The organism is Paenibacillus sp. FSL L8-0641 (assembly GCF_038006265.1).
Lineage (GTDB): Bacteria > Bacillota > Bacilli > Paenibacillales > Paenibacillaceae > Paenibacillus > Paenibacillus polymyxa_D.
The window spans coordinates 4,271,049-4,293,410 of sequence record NZ_JBBOUW010000001.1; the positions used below are offsets into that span (position 1 = coordinate 4,271,049).

General features: G+C 48.2%; 22 protein-coding genes and 1 pseudogene. 6 read left to right on the top strand and 17 right to left on the bottom strand.

What is annotated here, in order from left to right; all coding sequences use genetic code 11:
* Positions 1 to 15 precede the first annotated feature (15 nt).
* The 9 genes from MKY16_RS19295 to MKY16_RS19335 form a co-directional block, all read right to left on the bottom strand.
* Positions 16 to 1,548 (bottom strand): hypothetical protein, encoded by a 1,533-nt coding sequence (locus MKY16_RS19295; protein ID WP_340956663.1) that lies wholly within the window; start codon positions 1,546 to 1,548, stop codon positions 16 to 18.
* 49 nt (positions 1,549 to 1,597) lie between these two features.
* A complete protein-coding gene (locus tag MKY16_RS19300) occupies positions 1,598 to 2,410 on the bottom strand; it encodes an ABC transporter permease (protein WP_340956666.1) in 813 nt (270 codons plus the stop codon).
* 1 nt (position 2,411) lies between these two features.
* Positions 2,412 to 3,218 (bottom strand): ABC transporter permease, encoded by an 807-nt coding sequence (locus tag MKY16_RS19305; protein WP_029518331.1) that lies wholly within the window; start codon positions 3,216 to 3,218, stop codon positions 2,412 to 2,414.
* Positions 3,208 to 4,200: an ABC transporter ATP-binding protein gene (locus MKY16_RS19310; protein ID WP_340956668.1), complete on the bottom strand. Its 993-nt coding sequence runs from the start codon at positions 4,198 to 4,200 to the stop codon at positions 3,208 to 3,210. The genes MKY16_RS19305 and MKY16_RS19310 overlap by 11 nt, the downstream gene beginning before the upstream one ends.
* A 62-nt stretch (positions 4,201 to 4,262) precedes the next feature.
* Positions 4,263 to 5,348 carry a hypothetical protein gene (locus MKY16_RS19315; RefSeq protein WP_340956671.1) on the bottom strand — a complete coding sequence of 362 codons (1,086 nt, stop codon included), beginning with the start codon at positions 5,346 to 5,348 and terminating at the stop codon, positions 4,263 to 4,265.
* Positions 5,349 to 5,385: 37 nt separating this feature from the next.
* Positions 5,386 to 5,631, bottom strand: coding sequence for an acyl carrier protein (locus MKY16_RS19320; protein ID WP_013311710.1), 246 nt, complete (start codon positions 5,629 to 5,631; stop codon positions 5,386 to 5,388).
* A gap of 17 nt (positions 5,632 to 5,648) precedes the next feature.
* Complete coding sequence (locus tag MKY16_RS19325) at positions 5,649 to 7,025, bottom strand: peptide ligase PGM1-related protein (RefSeq protein ID WP_340956673.1); 1,377 nt, start codon at positions 7,023 to 7,025, stop codon at positions 5,649 to 5,651.
* A gap of 55 nt (positions 7,026 to 7,080) precedes the next feature.
* Positions 7,081 to 8,274 (bottom strand): radical SAM/SPASM domain-containing protein, encoded by a 1,194-nt coding sequence (locus tag MKY16_RS19330; protein ID WP_340956675.1) that lies wholly within the window; start codon positions 8,272 to 8,274, stop codon positions 7,081 to 7,083.
* A gap of 49 nt (positions 8,275 to 8,323) precedes the next feature.
* Entirely contained in the window at positions 8,324 to 8,602 is a 279-nt protein-coding gene (locus MKY16_RS19335; protein WP_013311713.1) for an acyl carrier protein, read from the bottom strand.
* 357 nt (positions 8,603 to 8,959) lie between these two features.
* Here MKY16_RS19335 and MKY16_RS19340 point away from each other — a divergent pair, with 357 nt between their 5' ends.
* Genes MKY16_RS19340 through nagA form a run of 3 tightly spaced genes read left to right on the top strand, consistent with a single transcriptional unit; the run spans position 8,960 to position 11,773 of the window.
* Positions 8,960 to 9,826, top strand: coding sequence for a MurR/RpiR family transcriptional regulator (locus MKY16_RS19340; protein WP_340956677.1), 867 nt, complete (start codon positions 8,960 to 8,962; stop codon positions 9,824 to 9,826).
* A gap of 1 nt (position 9,827) precedes the next feature.
* Positions 9,828 to 10,556, top strand: a complete 729-nt coding sequence (gene nagB, locus MKY16_RS19345) for a glucosamine-6-phosphate deaminase (protein ID WP_340956678.1) — start codon at positions 9,828 to 9,830, stop codon at positions 10,554 to 10,556.
* Complete coding sequence (gene nagA, locus MKY16_RS19350) at positions 10,553 to 11,773, top strand: N-acetylglucosamine-6-phosphate deacetylase (protein ID WP_081317555.1); 1,221 nt, start codon at positions 10,553 to 10,555, stop codon at positions 11,771 to 11,773. The genes nagB and nagA overlap by 4 nt, the downstream gene beginning before the upstream one ends.
* A 104-nt stretch (positions 11,774 to 11,877) precedes the next feature.
* On the opposite strand, the gene MKY16_RS19355 is transcribed toward nagA, so the two are convergent.
* A complete protein-coding gene (locus MKY16_RS19355) occupies positions 11,878 to 12,867 on the bottom strand; it encodes a YhcN/YlaJ family sporulation lipoprotein (protein WP_029518322.1) in 990 nt (329 codons plus the stop codon).
* A 194-nt stretch (positions 12,868 to 13,061) separates the two neighbouring features.
* Here MKY16_RS19355 and MKY16_RS19360 point away from each other — a divergent pair, with 194 nt between their 5' ends.
* Complete coding sequence (locus MKY16_RS19360) at positions 13,062 to 14,639, top strand: esterase/lipase family protein (protein ID WP_340956680.1); 1,578 nt, start codon at positions 13,062 to 13,064, stop codon at positions 14,637 to 14,639.
* A gap of 72 nt (positions 14,640 to 14,711) precedes the next feature.
* Here the strand turns inward: MKY16_RS19360 and MKY16_RS19365 are convergent, their stop codons facing one another.
* The 3 genes from MKY16_RS19365 to MKY16_RS19375 are packed head-to-tail and all read right to left on the bottom strand — an operon-like array spanning position 14,712 to position 15,967.
* Positions 14,712 to 15,371 carry a hypothetical protein gene (locus MKY16_RS19365; protein ID WP_039272637.1) on the bottom strand — a complete coding sequence of 220 codons (660 nt, stop codon included), beginning with the start codon at positions 15,369 to 15,371 and terminating at the stop codon, positions 14,712 to 14,714.
* 54 nt (positions 15,372 to 15,425) lie between these two features.
* Positions 15,426 to 15,668 carry a helix-turn-helix domain-containing protein gene (locus MKY16_RS26155; RefSeq protein WP_080658658.1) on the bottom strand — a complete coding sequence of 81 codons (243 nt, stop codon included), beginning with the start codon at positions 15,666 to 15,668 and terminating at the stop codon, positions 15,426 to 15,428.
* Positions 15,611 to 15,967, bottom strand: a complete 357-nt coding sequence (locus tag MKY16_RS19375) for a sigma-70 family RNA polymerase sigma factor (RefSeq protein ID WP_340956682.1) — start codon at positions 15,965 to 15,967, stop codon at positions 15,611 to 15,613. The genes MKY16_RS26155 and MKY16_RS19375 overlap by 58 nt, the downstream gene beginning before the upstream one ends.
* A gap of 192 nt (positions 15,968 to 16,159) precedes the next feature.
* Between MKY16_RS19375 and MKY16_RS19380 the strand changes: the two genes are divergently transcribed.
* Positions 16,160 to 16,357, top strand: a complete 198-nt coding sequence (locus MKY16_RS19380) for a hypothetical protein (protein ID WP_445744872.1) — start codon at positions 16,160 to 16,162, stop codon at positions 16,355 to 16,357.
* Between the two features lie 75 nt (positions 16,358 to 16,432).
* Here MKY16_RS19380 and MKY16_RS19385 read toward each other — a convergent pair whose 3' ends face one another.
* From MKY16_RS19385 to MKY16_RS19400, 4 genes are read right to left on the bottom strand one after another with little or no spacing between them, the layout of a single operon-like run.
* Entirely contained in the window at positions 16,433 to 17,371 is a 939-nt protein-coding gene (locus MKY16_RS19385; protein WP_340956686.1) for a DUF4340 domain-containing protein, read from the bottom strand.
* On the bottom strand, positions 17,368 to 18,759 hold the full coding sequence (locus MKY16_RS19390; protein ID WP_340956688.1) for a GldG family protein: 1,392 nt from the start codon (positions 18,757 to 18,759) through the stop codon (positions 17,368 to 17,370). The genes MKY16_RS19385 and MKY16_RS19390 overlap by 4 nt, the downstream gene beginning before the upstream one ends.
* 5 nt (positions 18,760 to 18,764) lie before the next feature.
* On the bottom strand, positions 18,765 to 19,487 hold the full coding sequence (locus MKY16_RS19395) for an ABC transporter permease (RefSeq protein ID WP_029518315.1): 723 nt from the start codon (positions 19,485 to 19,487) through the stop codon (positions 18,765 to 18,767).
* Positions 19,484 to 20,599 (bottom strand): ABC transporter ATP-binding protein, encoded by a 1,116-nt coding sequence (locus MKY16_RS19400; RefSeq protein WP_029518314.1) that lies wholly within the window; start codon positions 20,597 to 20,599, stop codon positions 19,484 to 19,486. Before MKY16_RS19400 ends, MKY16_RS19395 begins: the two co-directional genes overlap by 4 nt.
* A 442-nt stretch (positions 20,600 to 21,041) precedes the next feature.
* Between MKY16_RS19400 and MKY16_RS19405 the strand changes: the two are divergent.
* Positions 21,042 to 22,256: pseudogene (locus MKY16_RS19405) on the top strand (NTTRR-F1 domain); the annotation flags it as partial.
* Between the last annotated feature and the right edge of the window lie 106 nt (positions 22,257 to 22,362).

The following is a 22,362-nucleotide window of genomic DNA, read 5'->3' on the forward strand; positions in this document are numbered from 1 at the left end:
TCATACGCCTCCCGTTTAATTCAGCACTGTAAAATGATGCTCTGCCAAAAAACGCTCCAGCTTTGTAGTCAATCGCATTTTATCCTCATCGCTCGCAGCAACCAGCTCTACATAAAGACGCCCCTTACCTCGTGCCCGTTCGCTTCCATCCGTTTCTTTTTTACCATTCAAGTCCGGCTTAGCCATGCCGTTCCCTTCTGATCCGCCATCGCTGGCCCCAATCCCGCTCACACGAACCTGCTTGGCAGGCGATCTGCCTCCGCGCCCGGTTGCATTTCTGCTTGGCGTGCTTGTATGGCCCACAATCTTGTTCTCGCCATCTCGTCCACCTGTGTTCACATATAATGTATTGGCACCCAGAGGCATGACACCTTCTTCGCGTTCACCTGTGAACAACAATCCTTCACCTTTCAGCCCTTCCAGCAGTTCTTCATAGGATAAACTGCCATCATGGGACAGTGAATAATTCGTCAGCGTGCCACGCATATTTTTCCCGGCCAGAAAGGTATCGAGCTGATGCTTGATCAAACTCATCGACTTTCTGGCATTAATTTCGATAATAGGCTCCAGCTTCCCACCACGAAGTGTCATGGAATCAATGCATACATCGCCATAATAACCATCCTGATACAATTGCCGTCCCACATCCTGCATTAAGCTAAAATAGCCCTCGCGCTCCAGCCGCTCTAAAAAAGCCACGTCCGGCGACAAGGATTCCCGATAAGAGAATTGAGTATTAGCCAGCCATTGTACAGATAGGATATCGACACTTCCATCATCACCAATCGTAAATTGGCATGAAAAATCCTGCTTTTTCTCCTGAAAAGGCTCCAAAAGGAAAAGCACCTGTTTGCCTTTACGCTCCTGTCCACGCAAATACGATACGATCCGGTCCAGCATTTGTGTCGAGGTAATGTGCAGGTTTCCTTTGCCCGATACGCCAAAATCATCCTTGATTAAAAAGCTTCCATCCCGCAGCAGCTTACGCCCCGCCTCAGCGACATCTGCAAACGAAGTCACAATATAGCCCGGGTTGCGCAGACCGAGACTGCGTTTCAGATCAGAGGAATACGTTTTGGCATTTACCTTGCGAATCGTTTCCAGCGGAGGCTGATGCAGTGTTATACCCCAAGCACGTGCAGCCTCCTCCACATGCGGTAAACCCGCAAACGGGCTAAGCACACAGCCTTCCAGTTGAGGAAACCCCTCTCCAGCATCGGCCTTACGACTGCCCAGCAGTTCAAATACTGAAGCGGCTGATACGTTACCTGCACGCTCCATTCCGTCGGTCAAATCTCGTTCGTTGACAGCCGGATGAAAGCCCAACTGCGCGATATACTGACGATGTACGGGCGAAATGGCATAACGGGTCAATAACGCATCTCCTGGCTGGCAAAAGCTGAACAGCAGTTCATCCATGGCTGCTACAATCGCAGAAGAAGCCCGGTCAGGGAGGGCTGGCAGGGAAGCTAACTGGGCATCCCGCCAGTAAACCTCCGCTTCGAACGTTCCCATATACAAATGACGCTGATTCGGTATCGCATTCATATGATTCGCTTCCTTTCCTGCTTCATTATTGGCCTACTACACGGTAGCGCTACTGGCTCGCGCTCGTATAATCACGTAGAGCAAACTGCCATATCAGGCGGATGATCGCCAGCAGCCAGAGAGGTGCGAGAAATGCCCATACCACTAACCCGGTTTCCATTTTGCCGAGAATGAACATGGGCGGAAAATTACAAATGACAAACACCGGAAGCACGAACAAACCGATACGTTGAATCAGATTACTATATACGGCCATCGGCACATAGTTTGTCTCGAATATGCTGTTGGACAGCTCTGTAACACCGTTCGTCCGGATAATCCAGAAGGCCAACAGTTGGGGGAGCAAAAATACGGAGTATGCCGTAAGCACTCCGCATCCGAGCAGCACAGAAAACCCTCCTGCGGTTTCAAAATTAAACGGCAATCCGAGTCGATACCAGCCGATCCCCGTCATAATTCCGCCGCCAATTACATTCGGCACGGTATAGCCCAGTTCAAATTGACGCAGTGTCACCATAAATTGCAGCGATACGGGTTTGGTCATGAGCACATCCAGTGAGCCGGTACGAATTTTGTCAGGCAGGCTTGTAAAATTACTGTAGAACAATCCACTATAAAATCCGCTCATCATCGTAAACACGCCGATATATAACAATATGGCGTCAGGAGACCAGCCATTAATGTCTGTCCCGGCGCGGTATGGAACTGATGCGTAAAGCAGCTTGATGAGCAAATAAGCCGTTTCAACCAGAAATGCAGTTATAAAATTAATGCGGTATTCCATCTGCGACATGACGGAAAACTGGACAAATTTCCAGTACAGTCTGACGTAGCGCCTAACGTTTCGGAAAACATTTTTCATGTTACCCCCCCACCGAGACAAAGCGTTTGACCCCGGCTTGCCACACCCAGCGTGATAGGGCCGCCAGCGCTACAATCCAGAGCCATTGTACGCCAATGCCTTTAGCGGCTTCCAGCACAGTCAGCTTGCCCGTCAACGCATTCACCGGAAAAAATACGGTGTAGCTGAACGGTAGCAGACTGAACAGACGGGCCAAAACATCTCCAAAAATCGTCAGCGGAAACACGGTACCGCTAGCTACGTAAATGACAAGCGACAGCGTATAAAATAGTCCCGCCGATTCCGTCACCCAAAAGGCTATGCCGCTCAGCGCATAATAGACCACAAAATTAAGCACAAGCGCTCCCGGCAACGCCAATATGTAAAGCAAGATGTACGATAGCCCGAAGCTGATTTGTCCTTCCAGGCTAAGACATAACAGCAAAATAGCAGCCGCCAGTAGCACGACCGCGGACTGTATGACTTTGCCTCCGATAAACCGGCAAAAACGGTAAGCGAAATAATGCACAGGCTGTACCATGAATTTTGCCAGTCCGCCCTCCTTGATATCTGTAGCAATTTCGTATTCAAAGCCCGTAGCGATCAGTTTCCCAGTGACTCCCGCCATGACCACATACACCAGCATTTCTGGCAGAGAGTAGCCCAGCACTCTTGCTTGTCCCGAAGAACCGAATACAGCTAGCCAGAGAAAAATTTGTGTCATGATCGGCAGCATAAATCCCGCCATTTGGAGCCAATAATTAGCCCGATACTCCATTTCGTTTTGCATGCCAAGCTGGAGCACCTTCACATATTTGTTATTTCGCATCGGCCAGCCTGCCCCCATCGTACAAATTGGCTATCCCCTCTTCCAGCGGGACGTCCTCAATCGTAAAGTCAACGACAGGCAGTGCGTCCAAAATCTTTTTGGACCAAGCCAAGGTATCTTCTGCGTCCAACTCAAATACCGCCTCCAGCTCCGAGTTAGAGCGAAGTTTGCCGAGGCTCGCCAACGTTAGGTTGGATACGGGGGTCTCCAGTCGAACCTTAAGTAATTTACGAGCACCGATGACCTCATTCACCTGGTGTAAATCTCCGTCATAGACCAATCTGCCCCCGCTGATAATGATGGATCTACTGCACAAATCCTCAATATCCTTCATATAGTGGCTTGTCAGCAGGATGGTCGTCCGGTGCGTGCGGTTATAGGCTTTGAAAAACTCTCGAATCCGCCGCTGAGAGACAAGGTCCAGTCCGATGGTCGGCTCATCCAGCAAAATGACCCGTGGACGATGCAGCAGCGCTGCAATCAGTTCCATTTTCATACGCTCGCCGAGAGACAGCCGCCGAACCTGCACATGAAGCTGCTCCTCCACCCCAAGCAGAGTGACCAGTTCATCCAGCGCCTCTTTATAACGGTTTTCATCGATTTCATAGATAAGCTTGTTCAGCTCGAATGACTCACTTGCAGGCAAATCCCACCAGAGCTGGTTTTTCTGTCCCATTACAATGGAAAACTGACGTTTAAACTCTTTTTGTCGTTTCCACGGGGTAAAGCCGAGTACCGATGCCTCCCCGTCCGTGGGATGGAGAATGCCAGACAGCATTTTGAGCGTCGTTGTTTTACCCGCCCCGTTTGGACCGAGAAATCCGACAATTTCGCCTTCCTCAATGCTAAAGCTGACATTTTGCACAGCCTCTTTGGTCAGCTGCTCACGCCTGAACAAGTTTTGTAACGATTTGCGCACGCCCGGCTCCTTTTTGTAGTACGTAAATGTTTTCGACAATTGGTTTAATGTAATGGACGGCAATCAATTCCCCTCCTCTTTCCTCTGTGCAGGACACCTGTGTCTGATACGGCCGAATACTTGGACTACTCGGCTGCTTGCTCTGCTAAAATCATCAGTTCCTCCAGCATATGCCGCTGTCTTTCAATTAAATGCAAAGCTCGTTCCGTGATTTCAGGCATCCGATGCTTGCGCAGTTGAAGCCCTGTTTTGTAAATATGCAGATTAAGCTTGTGCCAATCCGCGTACAGTGCCTGCGCCAATTCAATTACATGCTGTGTTTGCGGCCCCAGCGTGGCTTGATGCAGCATGCAATAATCAGCTGTATAATCCGTCAAATGAAGGGCACTGCCCAATCGCAGATTGTAATAGATTTCATGACAGTACGTCCGAAAATCCTGATCCTCCATGTTTGCCAACCGACGGAAGTCATCAACAAATGCCCGGTACCCCTCATCTCCCCGCTTGACCTGATTGCCTGTTACAGCTTTCCCTGTTTGACTTTCCGACTCATTAGACGTAGGTACGCCTCTCCAGATGGCTTCGTGTCCAGTCAAATACTGTCGAATATGATGAGCACACGCAGCATGCATCTCACTTGGCGAAAGCGGGGCAGGCTGCTCCACCAGCCATGCATACTCAATAATGCCCTGCATCAGATCGTCGAGCCGGGCTGAGCCCACATAAGTCATGGCATGTCCCGAGGAATCGAGCAGGAAGCTATCATTCACCTGTGCTGTTCGTTCTTGCAAGTCCAATCCGCACAACTCTATCACGTGGCCCCTTGGGTAATTTTTTACATATACATCGTGATAGGTTAAGGCGGTGCTCGACGTATGCAGCATGGTACCGTAGCCCGATGTGAGTACTCGCAACAGGTCAGTTTCATCACTGACACCAGCGACCCACGGTTCCACCCGAATAACAGGTCCGCCACTAGCTGCCATTTCTTGAAGCTGCTCTGGATATTTCTCAGGTCCGAAGCGCTTCAAATCTCCACCATACTCTGCGCACATACTCCCACACAGCATGAATAGCTCGGATTCGGCCATGGTCACCCCGTACCTCCGCAATGAGGTACGCAGGGAAGAATATACACAATGCTTCCCCGGAAGCGCATTTGCCACTTCTTCTGCACCATAGTCCACAACGGAATCATGACGAGTTTTCATATCGGATTCCTGCATCAACCTTGTCTTTTCAGCGCCTTTATGCATATTTGCTCAGCAGACGCTCAATGCCTTGCAGTGTAGATAGATGCTCCAGCACTAGATCGTCGTCCTCCATCGTAATATCAAGCTCATTTTCCAACTCTACAATTAATTCCACAGCGGATAAGGAATTCAGCCCCAAGGTTCGCAGATCCTGATCCGGAGTCAACTGTTCCAGCTCTCCCGGAGCCAGCTTCAAAACCTTTTCCAGCAAGGGTACTACATGGTATACATCTGTTTTCATTTTTGATTCCCTCCCATTTATGAGCATCCTAATCCAGCAATGATACCTTCCAATTTGTGCGCATAAGCATCAGCTTCCTGCCAGCTGTCTGCCAAAATAAGTGTGAAAATCCGGTTCACATAGCCCCGCTTCACAGGAATACCAGACAATGTACCCGCAGTATACACAAACACCCCTTCTGGACGTTCGGGCGTATAGAGCAAGCCTTCCTCCGCGAGCAGCCCGCACAAGCGACTGTAGGTGAGAGGTGTAGCGGTAACGTTGCGGTAATAACGGGATAATGTTTTATGCTGTTCTCCCAGGACGGATGACAGGAACGAAATATAGGTAGACAACGTAAACCTACCGTTAATCTCAATGACTGGAACCAGCAAACCTTCTTCGTCAACAAAACCGTCAATAGAGGCCATTCCCGTATACCCAATGGAATAAAGATACGTACCCAGCTGATAGGCGCAGCGTCTCACTTCTTCCTCCAGCGCATCACCAATCTCAGCTGGCACTTGAGAGCCGATATATACGGTGCCATCCACGTTTTGCCTTTTTAGCGAAAACATCGTCACACCACCGCCCTCGTCAATGCAGAGCTGGTAGTTCAGATCCATCTGCTTATTGTGCCAGCGCTCCACCAGCCAGCCGCCGGAAGATGGCGACGAGCCGCCAAAGCGCCTCATCACACTCAGCAGCGTGTCCAGCTTGGACAGCTCGTCCAGCATATACATGCCTTGTCCCGAGGCACCGTGCGGCTGCTTGATAATCAGCTTCACAGGTCCATCCGATAAGTCAGCCAGTCTGGCACACTCCCTGCGGATCGCCGATTCGTCTGCACATACAGCGCCTTCGCTGACAGCAAAACCAAGCTTTTGCGCGGTCAGGCGGCTGAATATTTTATCATTCACCTGAGCACTGACCGCGGATGGAGCGCCGATCAGCTCTAGCCCGCAAAGCTCCGCGATCGCTTCCTCCTGCGGTGTGACCGCATAGGGGACGAGCCACGCTTTGGCTCCGCCGCTGCTGTGGCCTGCATCTGCAACCGTACGCAGTCGTGCCAAAAGCGCCTTATCCGCCAGCACCAGCTCTGAAATCGGCGTTAGCAGATCAGAAGGCTCCGGCACCTCAATACGCGGCAGGCTAAAGCCCAACCGTTGAAGCATGTCCAGAAACGCCTCATCCGGCTGTTCCCGAAGTACAATGACATCCTGACTTCGACATAGCAGGAGATTCATTTCCTCCATCCGGTTTACGACTTGCTGTTCATCCCGGTCTACCATACCCCCCTTGCGGGGGGATGGATGCCACACTTGCTCTGCGCCGATATTAAACAGCCAAATCAGGACTCCATGGTCTCGTTCATGCGCAAGCGCTTCCACAAGGTTAATAGTTTTAGTCGTCACGTCTTGTCATCATCCCTCTCTCTTCCATCCAGTAATAAACAACATCCATAGAAAACTAAATGTACTTCAGAGAACCTGCTCCATGCAGATACAATACGCTGCATTTGGAGCACACCGGAGTCAATCCTTCATGATTAATCTTTTGACGAGTTTTCTCATACGCATCCGAGTTCCATATCTCCTTCAAACTATGCTCACGCATGCTTCCAATCGTGAATTCACTGAAAAATTTGCAAGGCATGACCTTCCCGTCTGGTAAAATATCTGTTCTGGAGGTGAGCGCCAAACAATGATTGGAACAACGACTGACCATTTCCTCGCCATGGATAAATTTATCAATTTCCTCATAATCCAAACCGGGCTGATAGCGCACGCGAATGTTCCATACTCGCTCATTGATCCGCTGTAGTTCATGCATCAGAGGATCGATGTTATCCGGGTTGATTTTATATTTGAAAGCATGCCAGCTACTAATATTTTGTTCTTCAAGTTGTCGGAGCCAGGAGAAATTACGTGTAAAATATTCATCCATTTTGAGGGAGGTTTCTTTGGAAATGTACCAGGGGAACGTCAGCAGCACCAGATCCAGCCTTTTGTCCTCCAGCATTTGCAGAAATTCGTACATCCGTCCGATCATGTTATCGTTAATGACCGCATGGACAGTCACCCGTCCCTTGTACAATCCCTGGTCGCGCAGTTCAATCAGCTTATCCATCTGCCGCATTGTTTTTTGAAAAGTGCCTTTACCGCGGATTAAATCGTGTTCTCTTTCAAAACCTTCAATCGCTATTAATAACTCCAGATTTTCGGACAAATCCAAAATCCGGTCCAAATATTTATCAATAAGTAACCCATTTGTACAAAAGGTCATTTCGCGCCGATCTTCCGCCAGCACGTCCAAAATTTCATCAAAACGTCGATGAAACATCGGTTCGCCGCCCCACATGTACAGTCTGGACTTGGCTTCCTTGGTTTCGCTCAAAATTTGCCGGAGCATGTCCGGAGCAAGATCCATGTTTTGTTCTTCTTTATCCATTTGGTGATGGTAGCCTTCCTCGTTCCATTCAAAGCAGTGTGTACATCTCAGGTTGCAGCGGTTAGTCAGCTTAATGCCGATCGTCTGGGGCATGTCCGTTTTGAAAGTAGGGTCCTGTGTGGCGTTACGGTAAGATACAGAAGCGTTTTTCAGGTTACGCTTGATGAGCTTGAACGCTTTCTCATCAATCAGCACATTGCTTTTGGGCTGCATGCTAACACCTCGTTTAATGGATTTTCAGGCACATGTACCTAGCTGTACGTCAGACCGTCTCCATTCCCTCCAGATGCGGCGCTTGTTCCGCATCGCTGATCCCCTGAATGTAGCTGCAAAACGCATCTACCGAGCTCAAATGCTCCAGCTCAAAGGAATCAAAATCAATCTCCACATCAAATGCATCCTCCACTTGCAGCATGAAATGAACCAACTGCAACGAATCCAGTCCCGCATCATGAATAATGTCCGAATGTCCATCCAGCTTTGCGACCAGTTCAGGATCTTCCTTGACTGCGCTGATCATTTCAATCACTTGGCTCTGCATAGCAAACTCCTCCTTGTGAATGAGATTCTGTTCGTTCCACCCAACGATGCCCTCTGCAAAGAAAGCTCCTAGAAAAATTCCTTCACTGGAACTTTATTCAATTATACTCCTCCAATGAAGAGACAAGTCAATAGGTTGTTTTGTAAGTAAAACTCGCAATATGTAAATTAATGTATGATAACTTCTACAATTTTCGCTGGCTATTTTTTCGCAAAATTTAATAAAAATTCTTCTCACATCTCTTGCATGAGCGACAGAATTATTTTACAATACACGTGAAAATGTTTTTCTTAATATCATTCTTATAAACGATATTTATTTTCACACAAATACTCTACAGCCAAAGGAGCACAGCTCATGTCCCCCATTCTTCATACATTAGCCCAAAGACTGGAGCTGCTTCCCGTACAGGAGCGCAAGCTGGCGGAATCCATCCTGCAATCCCCGGAAGATGTGTTGCATCTGGGTATTCGGGAGCTGTCAGAGCGTTGTGGTGTGAGTGCAGCGACCGTTACGCGGTTTTGCAAATCACTACATTTTAAAGGCTATCCCGATTTCAAAATGAAGCTGGCCGCCGAGTTGTCCCATTCCAACCGTAATGGTGAAGAATCCTATCAGGATATTGTCGCCGGAAATTCACTTCCCCGAATCGTGCAAGCTATTCAGGCGAACCACACCGCATCCATTGCAGACACGACCCGACTGCTGGATTACGACAAGCTGGAGCAGGCTATTGCATGGCTGTCAGCCACGAGCCGCATTGATCTCTATGGGATGGCGACATCGTCGATTGTGGCGCAGGATTTTTACCAGAAGCTCATCCGTATTGGCAAGAACAGCACTGCCTTTGCAGATTCACATATGCAGATTACCTCTGCCTCCTCGCTCGGAGTGGGAGATGTCGCCTTTGCCGTCTCTTATTCAGGAGAAACCCAGGAGACCATTGCGGCTCTACGCTGCGCCAAGGAACAAGGGGCCAAGACACTATCCCTGACCTCCTTCGGAAACAACACGCTGGCAGGCCTTGCGGATATTGCGCTATTTTCCTCCTCATTGGAGGAAGGAATGCGACGTGGGGATATGGCCTCCCGCATCGCCCAGCTTCATATCATAGATATTCTGTTTACAGGTATGGTGAGCGCGGATTTTGACAAATATATTCCGAGATTGGAAGGTTCATATCAACAAGTGAGCAAGCTCAAAAAACAACCGGGAGGTCACTAAGATGAACATACGCATTTTGAACAGCCGTGAAGACCTGAACGCTACTGCCGCCGCTGTGATCGCTAGCTTGCTGCAATCCAAACCACAGGCCATGCTTGGCCTGGCCACCGGTAGTACGCCGATTGGCATTTACCGACATCTTGCAGATATGTACCGCAAGGGACAGGTCAGTTTTGCACGCGCCTATTCCGTGAATCTTGATGAGTATGTTGGTCTTCCCCCAGAACATCCGCAGAGCTATCGAAGCTTTATGAATGAGCACTTGTTCCAACATATCGATATTCCGATATCCCACACACGTGTCCCTGACGGGAATGCACTGGATCTGGCAGCAGAATGTGCAGCGCACGAGCAGGCTATTCTGGATCATGGCCCCGTGGATCTGCAATTGCTTGGCATTGGTCATAATGGACATATCGGCTTTAACGAACCTGGTCACAGCTTGGCTGGAGCTACACATGTTGTAGATTTAAAAGAAAGTACGCGCTCGGCGAATGCTCGATTTTTTGGCGAAATAGATGCTGTACCCAGGCAAGCAGTTACGATGGGAGTAGGCACGATTCTTAAGGCGAAGCAAATTATACTGGTGGCTTTTGGTGCGGATAAGGCTGACATTATAAAGCAGGCTTTAACTGGACCCGTCACGACAGCGTGTCCGGCTTCCCTGCTGCAATGCCATCCCAACGTACTTATTTTATTAGATCAGGAGGCAGGAGAATGGTTCAATTGAAGTCAGATGAAATGAGTGGTACCGTACCCCAGCTACTGTATGGGCAAGTTGTCGTTGGGAATGACATCATTGAAAAAGGGGTTGTCGTCATTGAGGGGCAATCCATTGTATACGCTGGTTCAGAAGCGAATTTGCCCGCCGATTGGACAGCGTTAGTCTTCGCAAATCAGGAAGAAAGCGCAGCGAAAACCGCCAAAATTGTGCGTTTGGAAGGAGGCTATCTGCTGCCAGGCTTTATTGATATTCATGTTCACGGCGGGAACGGTGAGGACTTTATGGACTCCGATCCGAGGGTGCTGGATACGATCACCTCCTTTCACGGTTCACAAGGTACGACAGCTATGCTGGCTACCACGATGACCGCGCCCAAGGAACAGATTGACCGGGTATTGAGTGAAGTTCACGCATACATGGCACTACCTATGCCCTATGCTCAGTTGGAGGGCGTACATTTGGAAGGACCGTTCATCAGTCCGAAGTGGCCGGGAGCGCAAAACCCGGAACATATCGTGCCACCGAATCTCTCATGGGTAGCAGAATGGGAGCAGCGCTACCCGGGCCTTGTTCGCCAGCTCACGCTTGCGCCCGAACGGGAAGGAGCGCTGGAACTGATTGCATGGCTGCGCAGCCATGGCATTACCGCAGCTCTCGGTCATACGGATGCTACGTATGAAGAGGTTGAACAGGCAGCGACGGCAGGGCTGAACCATGCGGTGCATGCGTTTAATGCGATGACTCCGTTGCATCATCGCAAGCCGGGAGCCGCCGGAGCCGTACTTGCTGATCCGCGCATTGAAGCAGAAATCATCGCGGACGGCATTCATGTGCATCCCGCCGCCATTTCCCTGCTCGCTAGGTTAAAACAGGATCATAATCTCATTCTCATCACCGATGCCATGTCTGCTACTGGTCTCGAAGACGGGAAATATACACTCGGCGATTTGCCAGTGATTGTGCAGGGCGATGTAGCACGACTGGAGGATGGCGTCACATTGGCCGGAAGCACACTAACGATGATTGAAGGCTTCCGGTATTTGGTTCAACACGTGGGTATGAGTATTCCTGCGGCATCACAAATGGCCAGCCTGAATCCGGCTCGATCCTTGCACATTGCTGATCGTACAGGTTCGCTTGAAGCAGGTAAACAAGCAGATATCCTGTTACTGGATGGAGACTTAAAGCTGCAAGGCGTATGGATTAAAGGATTGCGCAAATAATTCAGTTATAGTTATCATTCCCCCAAAACTAAAGAGCTATCCACCAGCGTATTCGCTGAGATGGATAGCTCTTTCTTTGGCATTGCACAATTATAGGGTTTGAATTAGCGATGATTCATCGGGGCAGGGGTATGATTTTGTGGACGTGTGGGTGCTGTATTATTCATTGGACGGTTTGTATCAGCCGCCGAGGTCGGGAATACACGTTCAATTACATCCATCATACCATTGCTCAAGCCTCTAATCGGATGACCATTTTGCACACTGTGTGTAAAGTCAGTGGCTTGTTTGACAAAGTCCGGGTTAGCGGATACATGTACCTGTTCAATCGAAGGTGCAAATTGCTTCACTTTATTCGCGATACGGCTCTTGACTGCATCACTTGGTTCATATGCAGTTCTTGCTCCCTCGATTGTGGTGTTTCCGTTATCTGTGCGATTGTTGTTGTCCGTTAAGCCACGCAACATACCGTACGATCCTGTACCCATCGTACCAAATAAACCGTCATCACGACGCGCAGGTGTTCCATTCCCGGTAACTCCATTGTCTGTCATTCCAGGCGTTGTAGTATCCGTAGTACGGTTTCCTCTAGTGCCATTAACGCCATTCACACTCGGTACATTCCCGTTACGTCCAGTACTGTTTGCACTTGGAGTACCGTCAATACTTGGAGCACCGACACCTGTTCCGTTGGCTTGGTCTTTCAAGGAAACGGCTACATAGGCATGTCGTTCACCGACCAGCACTGTCGCAGACTTTACATCCGGCATCTCGGATATACGTTTGGACAAATTGCGATCGACTTGCAGATTACGGACTGGATGTCCGGTTCGGTTGCCATTTTCATTCAATGACATCCCGTCCATACCATTCGACTTAACCCCGTAACGATTCACACCATCCATACCATTACGGTTCACACCATCCAAGCCATAACGATTCACTCCATCCATATGGTGCGTGCTTTGTGCGTTATAGCGGGTAGCGTTCGTGCGGACGTTATGATTCGCAGTCCCACATCCTGTCAAAGTAGCCATGCTTGCAAGTAAAGCAGCAGAAATCGTCAAACTAATGACCTTCTTAGTTCCTGGCATGAACTCATCCTCCATACATATAAAATGTGTGACGAGATTATCATGCGCCATGGATCATGGGGATATCCTGACTAAAAAATGACTAAAAAAATAAAATTTTAATGTAAATATGAAATACAATTGATGATTTACCACAAGATGGCATGTATAATAAGCTTGAAAAATACTTTATTTTACAAAGGAGGATTTTCAGTTTGAAAAAGATCACTGTTTTAATGCTCATTTTTTTGTTATCAATAACTCTTGTCCCCGTCGGCGCTTTTGCAGGTTCCACTACCCCCCAACCCCCGAAAGATCCCGCTGGAAGCTGGGTAGAAGGCCCACCACCTAATCGCGTTGATCCTACCAAGCCAGCACTTTTGTTCGTACATGGTTTGAACAGTAGTGCTGAAGTCTGGACCAAGAATAATAACGATATGCTTCAGTGTGCACGTGACGCCGGATACCAGACAGCCACCATTAATCTGTACGATACAAATGGCACCTCCCAAGATATGTGGGACAATGGTAAGCTTTTAGCCGACAAAATTAAGGTCATCAGTAATCACTTTGGAAAAAAACTTATCGTTATCGCCCACAGCAAAGGTGGAGTGGATACTCAAACCGCTCTCGTATATAACGGAGCCGCTCCCTATGTACAACGTGTCATCACCCTCAGCAGTCCTCATCATGGCTCACAACTTGCAGATCTCGCCTACAGTAGCTGGGCCGGATGGCTGGCAGATATCGTCGGCTCACAAAATCCCGGTACCTCCACTTTACAAACATCTTATATGAAGTATTTCCGATCCAAGACCGATGCACTCAGTAATGCGACTACAATTCCATTCTTCACGTTTGCTGGTGATAACTGGTCTGGTGGCACTGCTTCCTACATAATGGGCGGACTTTACCTCTCATCCTTTGGTAAGAATGATGGAGTGGTCACAGTCGACAACGCTAAGCTTCCCGGCGGACGTGTAGTTAAAGTCGGATCTTGGGATCATGCCAAGGTTCGTACTGGCTCCTACGTTTTCTCCCTGATCCAACCCTACCTCCAAGCAAACACTCCAGCATTGAATCAGGAAACTGAATCACTTTCAGCATCTTCCCTGACTGCTTCTGCTGTACAAGCCACCTATAGCGAGATCGACAATTCATACTTTATTCGAGGCGGCGATTATAATGGACAAGCCTCAGAAACCCTCACTGTTGAAAATGGTGTCAAATCCATTGATCTGGACTGGATCAGCGATAAACGTGTGAGTCAGCTGGAACTAACCAAGCCTGACGGTACTAGTGAAATTATTAATCTGAAAGCAGGCTATGATGACGATATTTTTGCTGGTGCCTGGCATCATAACGCCGTCATTCAAAATCCAAAACCGGGCACCTATAAACTGAACGTCACAGTTCCTGATCAAGGAGCGTATCTCCTGATTGCACGTTACCAGGCTGTTCAAGTTCCTGAACTGAAATACAATCTGAATGCAGTGGGTCCGAAGCTAAACCTGAAAACACAGGATTCCCCGGACAGCGTGACACAAGTCACCTACCAAGTTCAATATTATGGTGATCCGCAGCAAGGAGTCACTTCTGCACCTAAAGGTTTGACGGCACAGCAAAAAACGGTTAAACCTAACGGGCAAATTGAGCTATCCAAAGCGGACAAGCCCGGCATCTATTCTGTAACCTATGAAATTAGCGGCACCACAGAGGCAGGTTATCCGTACCGCCGTACAGCTGTTCAATCCATTTATATTGATGCAGACGGCAACAAGTATGCCGACTAAATAAATCTACAGCCTAAAAAGCCTGCGAATTCCTATTAAGTTGGGGCATTTGCAGGCTTTTTTTCATTGTGTTCAATCTGTTGTCTGATTCCTCAGCTTATGAAGCCAATAGTAGCGGTGTAAATCCATAATAAAATGAAAAAGAACAAATGCCAGCATGGAGTATACACTGATCAATACTGTGGCAACTAATTGTTGTGTAGCAAATCCGAGGGAAACATTCGCTATCAGATAACCAGCCCCAGTAAATGTGGTGATCGTCACTACAGGCGCTCTCTTGTTTTTTTTCTTAACTTTTGGTTTCTTCTTATGTTTTGAAGGATCTTTGAATTTCGCCAAATTATATTTTATAAAGTAATACAAAGCGACTCCATAAAGGGCAAAAGAACCTATAAAATACCATGAAGTATCCAGACCCAACATGCCATAAGCAAACTTTTGTGTCATGATCATGAAGCCCATAGAACAAATCAAACCAAATACACCACGGAATAAAATGTAATTCAATTGCAATTTGCGTGGCATGATGACCAGTACTAGAGCCCAAATGTTTATCAAAACAATCGGTGGCAACAGTACATACACGTAAACTGCAATGTATGGATTTCCCACTAAGGGGATAACCAGAAACAGATCTAACAGTAATAAAACAAGAATGATGACATTGGAACGAATACTGTTGACTGGATACATCTTCATACTTTTCTCAAAAGAAGCCCTGTTATCAATCATAAACTTATAAGCCCTCCGTTAAATAAGTAAACCTACGGATAAGGATAGCCAAGGCTATATCCATTGTCCACTTTTCACTGTCTTTAACTCTTGTCGCAGTTCTTCTATAAAATCAGTCACAATGCTTTGGACAGCATCTTCACGGGACATACGAATATATCGACTGGTCTTTTGAATGTCTTCCTCGAACAATTGAAGTATCCTATACATGGCCTCCTGATCTCCACTTTGTACTAATTTTAGCAATTGGACGAACTCAGCATCCGAAATAACTCTTTCAGCATTTTCTTTTTCCATTTATTCACCGCCTGTTGGGATAGCTTTAACTCTTTTGCAATCTGTGCTTCGGTTTTATCTAGTATGTAAAGGTCAAAGATGATCATTTTTCCGATCTCAGAAGATAGAGAGTTGATAAGCTGTAGTGTGTACATATTAGAGTTTGAAGATTCTGTAAAGGATGGGACACTGACGGCTTCGTTCTTTTCCATTACAAATTCATGATTGGTTTGTACACGAGCACGATACTGGATTCTCCAGGCAATGCGGTACAGCTTCTTCCGATATTGTTCTACCAATGTTAGCTGAGACTGATCCATTGTAAATCACCCTTTCTCTTTGGATTTGACTTTTTCTAATCCTCATACTATAGGGTAATTTCCAAACCTATTTCACAACCAAAAACAGAACATTTGTTCTTATTTATTATACTATTTTTACATGCAGTTGTATATGGTTCTTTTAATTTACCTTCCTTTATATATGGCTAAAAAGGAGGGAATACATTGCAAATGGATGATGCTCTTTCTCTGGTTACCAACGTAGGCTTTCCGGCTGGACTTTGTTTTATTTTGTTGCGGCACATCCTGCACACGATGGAAGAAAAGCTGGATAAGCTGGATCTCTCACTTCATGAGCTGATTCAAGTAATCCAAGATTTAAACGACACTAACAATTCTTCTTCCAAAAGCAGCAAACCTGACGAATAACGAACACAAAGAAGCTCCACACGACGATCATCCGCCGTTGGAGCCTCTTTGTGCAGCTAATTTAATTACTAATGGTTATTTTCCAGCCTGAGCTTGGTCGTGGCCATTCTGTTCAGTACGGTTTACGTCAGATACTGACAGACCATAAGCCCAGTTACTCTGTGGCGGTACAACCCATACGGTATCTGGATCATCTTTAAGCGTCCAGCCTTGATAGACCAGCTGGGAATCATCCTTACCCAGCGATACACTTAGCGTAAAGCGGTGGACAGGCTTGCTCAGCTCAGAGGCTTTGCGCAAGGCCTGACTGCTGGCCAGGTTTTTGATCTGCTGCGAGAGGGAAGTCGCCGTGTCGCTGGCTACTGACTTTCCGTTCAGCGTCCAAGATGTGGAGGCACTGTCTCCGGTCCCGCTGTTACCGGAGGATTTGAGCATCCATGAAGCATTTTGGCCTTCCCACTCTATTCCGCTCAGCTTGGTATCGTCCCAATCGAACGGCGTTGTATCTATAAAATCTTCAGCACCCAGCAATAACCCTGAAAGAGTATCTATAGGTACAGAAGCTATCTCTTTTTTGTCTGATAATACATAAACAGCATCTCCGGAAGGCAACGTTTCACCGAAAGCAAAGGTACGAACGTCACCCTGCTTGGTCTTAATCTCAATCTGATCATGGGTAGCGGAGATCCCATATTTGGCTACGTCTGTAGGGGAAGATTCCACCACTTCACCCAACTTTACATTTTGAATCGCCGCTAGCCAATGGTCTATTGTATATTGGTTTAGCGGGTAAGTCCGTGGCTTGCTCATACTCCATTGGCCATCATGTTGTTCAAGTTCCACCGACTTGCCGTCCTTTCCAGTGATTGCGAAAGACGTAATATTCTCTTGCGTAAGCTGAATCAGCTGACGAGCAGCCGGCGCTTGTTCATGAAAAAAGTTTTGGCTCTTTGCATAGATTATACCCGCTCCCAATACAACTAACAGCAGCACTGTGGGTATCCATTTTCTCATGCTCTTCTTCGCCTCCACCATAATAAGATTCCGATGACCGCGAACAGCAACGGCAATCCGATGACAGATATGGTCAATATCGTCTTCGCTTGTGCAGGAGTCAAGTAAGCTACCTTATAATCCTGCTCCTGACGAGGACGAATAGTGAGCCCATCAGAATGCTCCTGCACATAATTCAGACTGTTTAGCACAAAGTCTCGATTGCCTCCTGTACTGATCTCAGTGTCGCTTAAGAGGGCAGACGTTCCGAGAATAACGGCTTTGGGCTTACTGTCTTTCCCTTCTACCGCATAACCGAGATTCAGCGGCCCCTGCGGGTCCTTGTCATCCTTCTGCGTTTCGTTGTTCAGCAGCCCTTGGATATTCGTTTCACCATAGCTGGCTGCAGAGGATTTCATCAAAAGCGTCGTCTTCAAATTCTTCTGCTCTCCTGCCTGCAAGGCAATAGACAATGAAAGAACCGGGTACAGATTAGAGGCCGCTAACTTATCGGTGATCGCATGACTGCCGAAGGTAGGAACCGTCCATAGCGGTCCAAGTGTATTCGTCTGTTCTTGATCCACCACGATGGCATGAGTGTCCTTCACTCCATAATCAGCCGCTAATGCATCAAGGTTTTTCCAATCGGACCCCATGTTCGGGTGAAAGCCTAGTGCCATAAAAAGCTTTCCGCCACCATTCAGATACGTACGAATACTCTTCAGTTCTGTTGCACTGATATCACGTTCTGGTCCAACAATAGCCAATACAGACGCATCTTTGGGTACACTACCCGCCTGATTGAGCTGAACTTCCTCTGTTTTCACATTATCTTGTGACAGTGAGCTACTTAATTCAGTCATTTGGGACAATGGGATTTCCTCATGTCCAGTTAGAAAGGCCACTTTTCCTTGACGGGTAGATGATAATCCCAACAATCCACTCGTCAGCTTTTCTTCCCCCGTAAATTGGTATGCCCCTTCACCACTCCCCTGAGCTTGCGTAAATAGACTCCCAATATCTATAACCCGTTTCTTCTCCCCCTGCACCAACACAATAGACGCTGCAGTAACACCATATTGCTTGGCCAGTATCGGTTCCTGATTCAGATCGTATTGCTCGACCTTGAGCTTGCTGTTACGCTTGGCGTATTCATTCAGCATATCCGTAACATCCCGGTTCAGCTTCTGATTTTGCGAGGTGGATACGGTAAAGGCAATCAATCGTACGTCTTCCTTTACATCCTGGATGGTCGTCAACGTTTGGTCAGACAGCGTATACTGCTTCCCTGCCGTCAGATCCAGTTGAAAGCCACCCAGCGAACGCAGAAATAACGTCAATAAAATAAAAATCCCTACAGCAGCAATCGATAGTACCACACTATTGGTATGACCCAGCCATTTTTTCATATACATTACCTCCACCGTTTCCGTTCAACCACTTGGATGCTGAATAGCAAAAAGAGTACCGCCACCGTCACGTAGTACATCACATCGGCTCCATTCAGCAATCCTTTGGTGAAACTGTCAAACCGTGCGGTTAGTGAAAAAGGTTCCAGCCATTGCTGTACCGCCGCAGATGCACCCGTCTGTCCACCAAACGAATCCAGCATCCAGAACACAAGTAAAATAATAAAACTGACGACCGCTGACATCATCTGATGCTGTGAAAGCGTCGAAGCGAATAAGCCGATCGCCATCATGGCTGCGCCAAGCATAAACAGACCGATCACAGATGTTAATACCAGCGTCCAATCCAGCGACCCATAAAAGGACATCACGACCGGATACGCTAGACTGCACAGCACTAATATGAGCAACATGCCCAACGACGCTAAAAATTTACCCACGATCATTTCCGTCACACTCACAGGTGAGGTAAGCAGCAGTTCATCCGTACCTTGCCTGAATTCCTCCGCAACCAGCCTCATCGTGAGCAATGGGACGACGAACACCAGCATGGACAAGGTGTCACCGAGTACCAGCCGATAGTCCAGAATGCTTGGCTGATACATAACAAAATTGGTATAAAAAAGTAACCCCGTCAGCAGCATGTACACTGCAAGCGCAAAATACGTCGTTGGTGTCCACAGATAGGCTTGCAGCTCTTTTTGACAAACCGCGAACAAACGCCTCATGACCGATTACCTCCTGTATCCTTATCTTCTTCGGCCTTATCGTCCCCGGACGCAGCATCTCCATGCTCCACCGTGATAGCCGTAGGGGCTGCATTCTTCGAGGAATGTAGGTCTTGTACTGCTGGATCGTCGACCTGACCTTCTTCCGTCTCGCGTGTCGTTAACTGCTGGAAGATATTTTCCAAGCTAAGGCTTTCTTTTTTCATCTCCAAAATCGGAAGCTTCGCATCAGACAGCACATAAAATAGTTCTTCGCGAAAATCCTCACCGGAGGCTCCTGTGAGTAGCAATCCAGTCATATCTGACTCTGCGGCACTTAGCTCCGTGTTCGCTGAAGGCAGCGTGGTCGCCATAGATTCAACCTCTACTTTTCCCCAAGTACGAAGGACATCCATCACCTGCTCACGCTTGCCTTTAACCTCTACCTTCACCTTGAATCCATCTTCCATCGAACCGCCGAGCGTGTCAGGGCGCCCATCCATGACCAGTTTCCCTTCATGAATGATGAGAACACGATTGCATAACGCATCCACCTCAGGCAATATATGTGTGCTAAGCAATACCGTATGATTTTCGCCAATCTCCTGAATGAGCTGACGAATCTCCAAAATCTGATTGGGGTCCAAACCCGAGGTCGGTTCATCGAGCACCAGTAAATCCGGGTTATGAATAATCGCACCTGCCAGTCCCAAGCGCTGTTTATACCCTTTGGACAAACTGCGGACTAATTGTTTTTCCCGCCCATTCAGTCCTAGCCTGGAAATCATCTCCGAAATACGCAGCTTCTGCTCTCTCGCAGGCACGTCACGAATACTAGCTACAAACTTTAAATAGGATCTTACGGACATATCCTCATACAAAGGGGGCGTCTCCGGCAGATAACCGATTTTGGAACGAGCTTGTCTGCCCTTATCCTGAATCGGGATACCATCAATCGTAATCACTCCCTCGTTGGGTTGAAGATACCCTGTAATCATGCGCATGGTTGTCGTTTTACCCGCACCATTCGGCCCCAGGAAACCAACAATTTCACCGCGCTGCATTTCAAAATCCAGCTTATGTACACCCCGGTTGCCCTCATACCACTTGCTCACCTGCTGTACTTTGAGCACATGTTCCACCCTTTCCTTTATCGTATTGACAAATCATATCGAACTACACACACATATCAAAAAAACTCCATAGCGATAGATTTGGACGACCAAATCAATCTTTGGGCGAGCGCTCTCATCCTACTACTCTCCCACCTAAAATGTTGCATGAGTAGCGGGTAGCAGTGGAGCGGAGGGTTTGGAGCTGGAGAAGCACCAGCGATCGGAAGCCCAAAGCCTTCGCGAAACGGTCTCTCCTCGCCTCATGCTACACTTTTAAACTCTAATGATACCCCCCCACATATAACTCCAGCTTAACGTCACTTAAATAGAAGCTTAAAATAATGTGTCTAAAATGTGAACATGGAAATGCGCATCTGCCCTCGTAAACTTGTACGGTTCGCCACGGCGTGGATTCGCATCTACTATCATTACAACGTGTGAAGGGAGTGTATAAAAAACGATGACCGTACTATTTACCAATCTAGTTAATAACGGCGACTTCGAGACTGGATCTACCCTTTTTTGGAACGCTGCAAATGTGACCGTCACTAACTTATCCGTAAAAAAGACAAACTTTTATAGTGCGATCCTGACAGGAGGCGCAGTAGATGCATCTCTTTCCCAGGTCGTTTTTGCTGCACCAGGCGAAAGCTATACATTAAGCCTCTCAGCTGCAAAAATAGGAAGCCTGTCCAGTCCTCAAGTTAACATTTTTCTGTATTACTATGACGCAACCTTTAGCTTCCTTAGCACGGGGCTGACTACCTATTTGAGCGCAGGCACATTGCCAGACGCTGTGAACGGAACATGGCAAAGCCTGTATGAAGTAACAGCTCCTGTTCCAGCCAACGCAGCCTTTGCCTTTTTGGTTATTAGTAAAAATGCCTTGGCTAACACTGCTGATGTAGCCATTGATTCTATTGCTCTTGTTAAAGCAAGTGCAGCTGGAGCTGTGGGCCCAGCCGGACCTGCCGGGCCTACGGGTGCTACAGGGCCTGCGGGTGCCACAGGCGCTACAGGCGTTAGCGGACCTGTCGGACCTACGGGTGCCACGGGTGACACTGGTGTTACCGGACCTGTTGGGCCTACGGGTGCCACGGGTGACACTGGTGTTACCGGACCTGTTGGGCCTACGGGCGCCACGGGCGACACCGGTGTTACCGGACCTGTTGGGCCTACGGGCGCCACGGGCGACACCGGTGTTACCGGACCTGTTGGGCCTACGGGTGCCACGGGCGATACAGGTGCTACTGGACCTGTCGGACCTACAGGCGCCACGGGTGATACAGGTGCTACTGGACCTGTCGGACCTACAGGGGCCACGGGTGACACTGGTGTTACCGGACCTGTCGGGCCTACGGGTGCCACGGGTGATACAGGTGCTACTGGACCTGTCGGACCTACAGGCGCCACGGGTGACACAGGTGTTACCGGACCTGTCGGGTCTACGGGTGCCACCGGCTTTACCGGACCTGCTGGACCTATCGGGCCTGTCGGACCTATTGGCGACACAGGCGCTACGGGACCCGCTGGACCAACAGGGCCGACTGGACCTACCGGACCGTTTGGCCTTGGATTTACTGGCCCGATTGGACCAACAGGAGACACTGGTCCACAAGGACCGATTGGACCTACCGGACCTACGGGGCCGACTGGACCTACAGGGCCTACCGGACTCTAACGTTCTTTTTTCTACCACATTATATTTAAGCGACGTACCATACCTTATCGACAAAGCCGCACAGCCCGTTTAGGCTTTGTCATCCTTGCCCTGCCGCGAT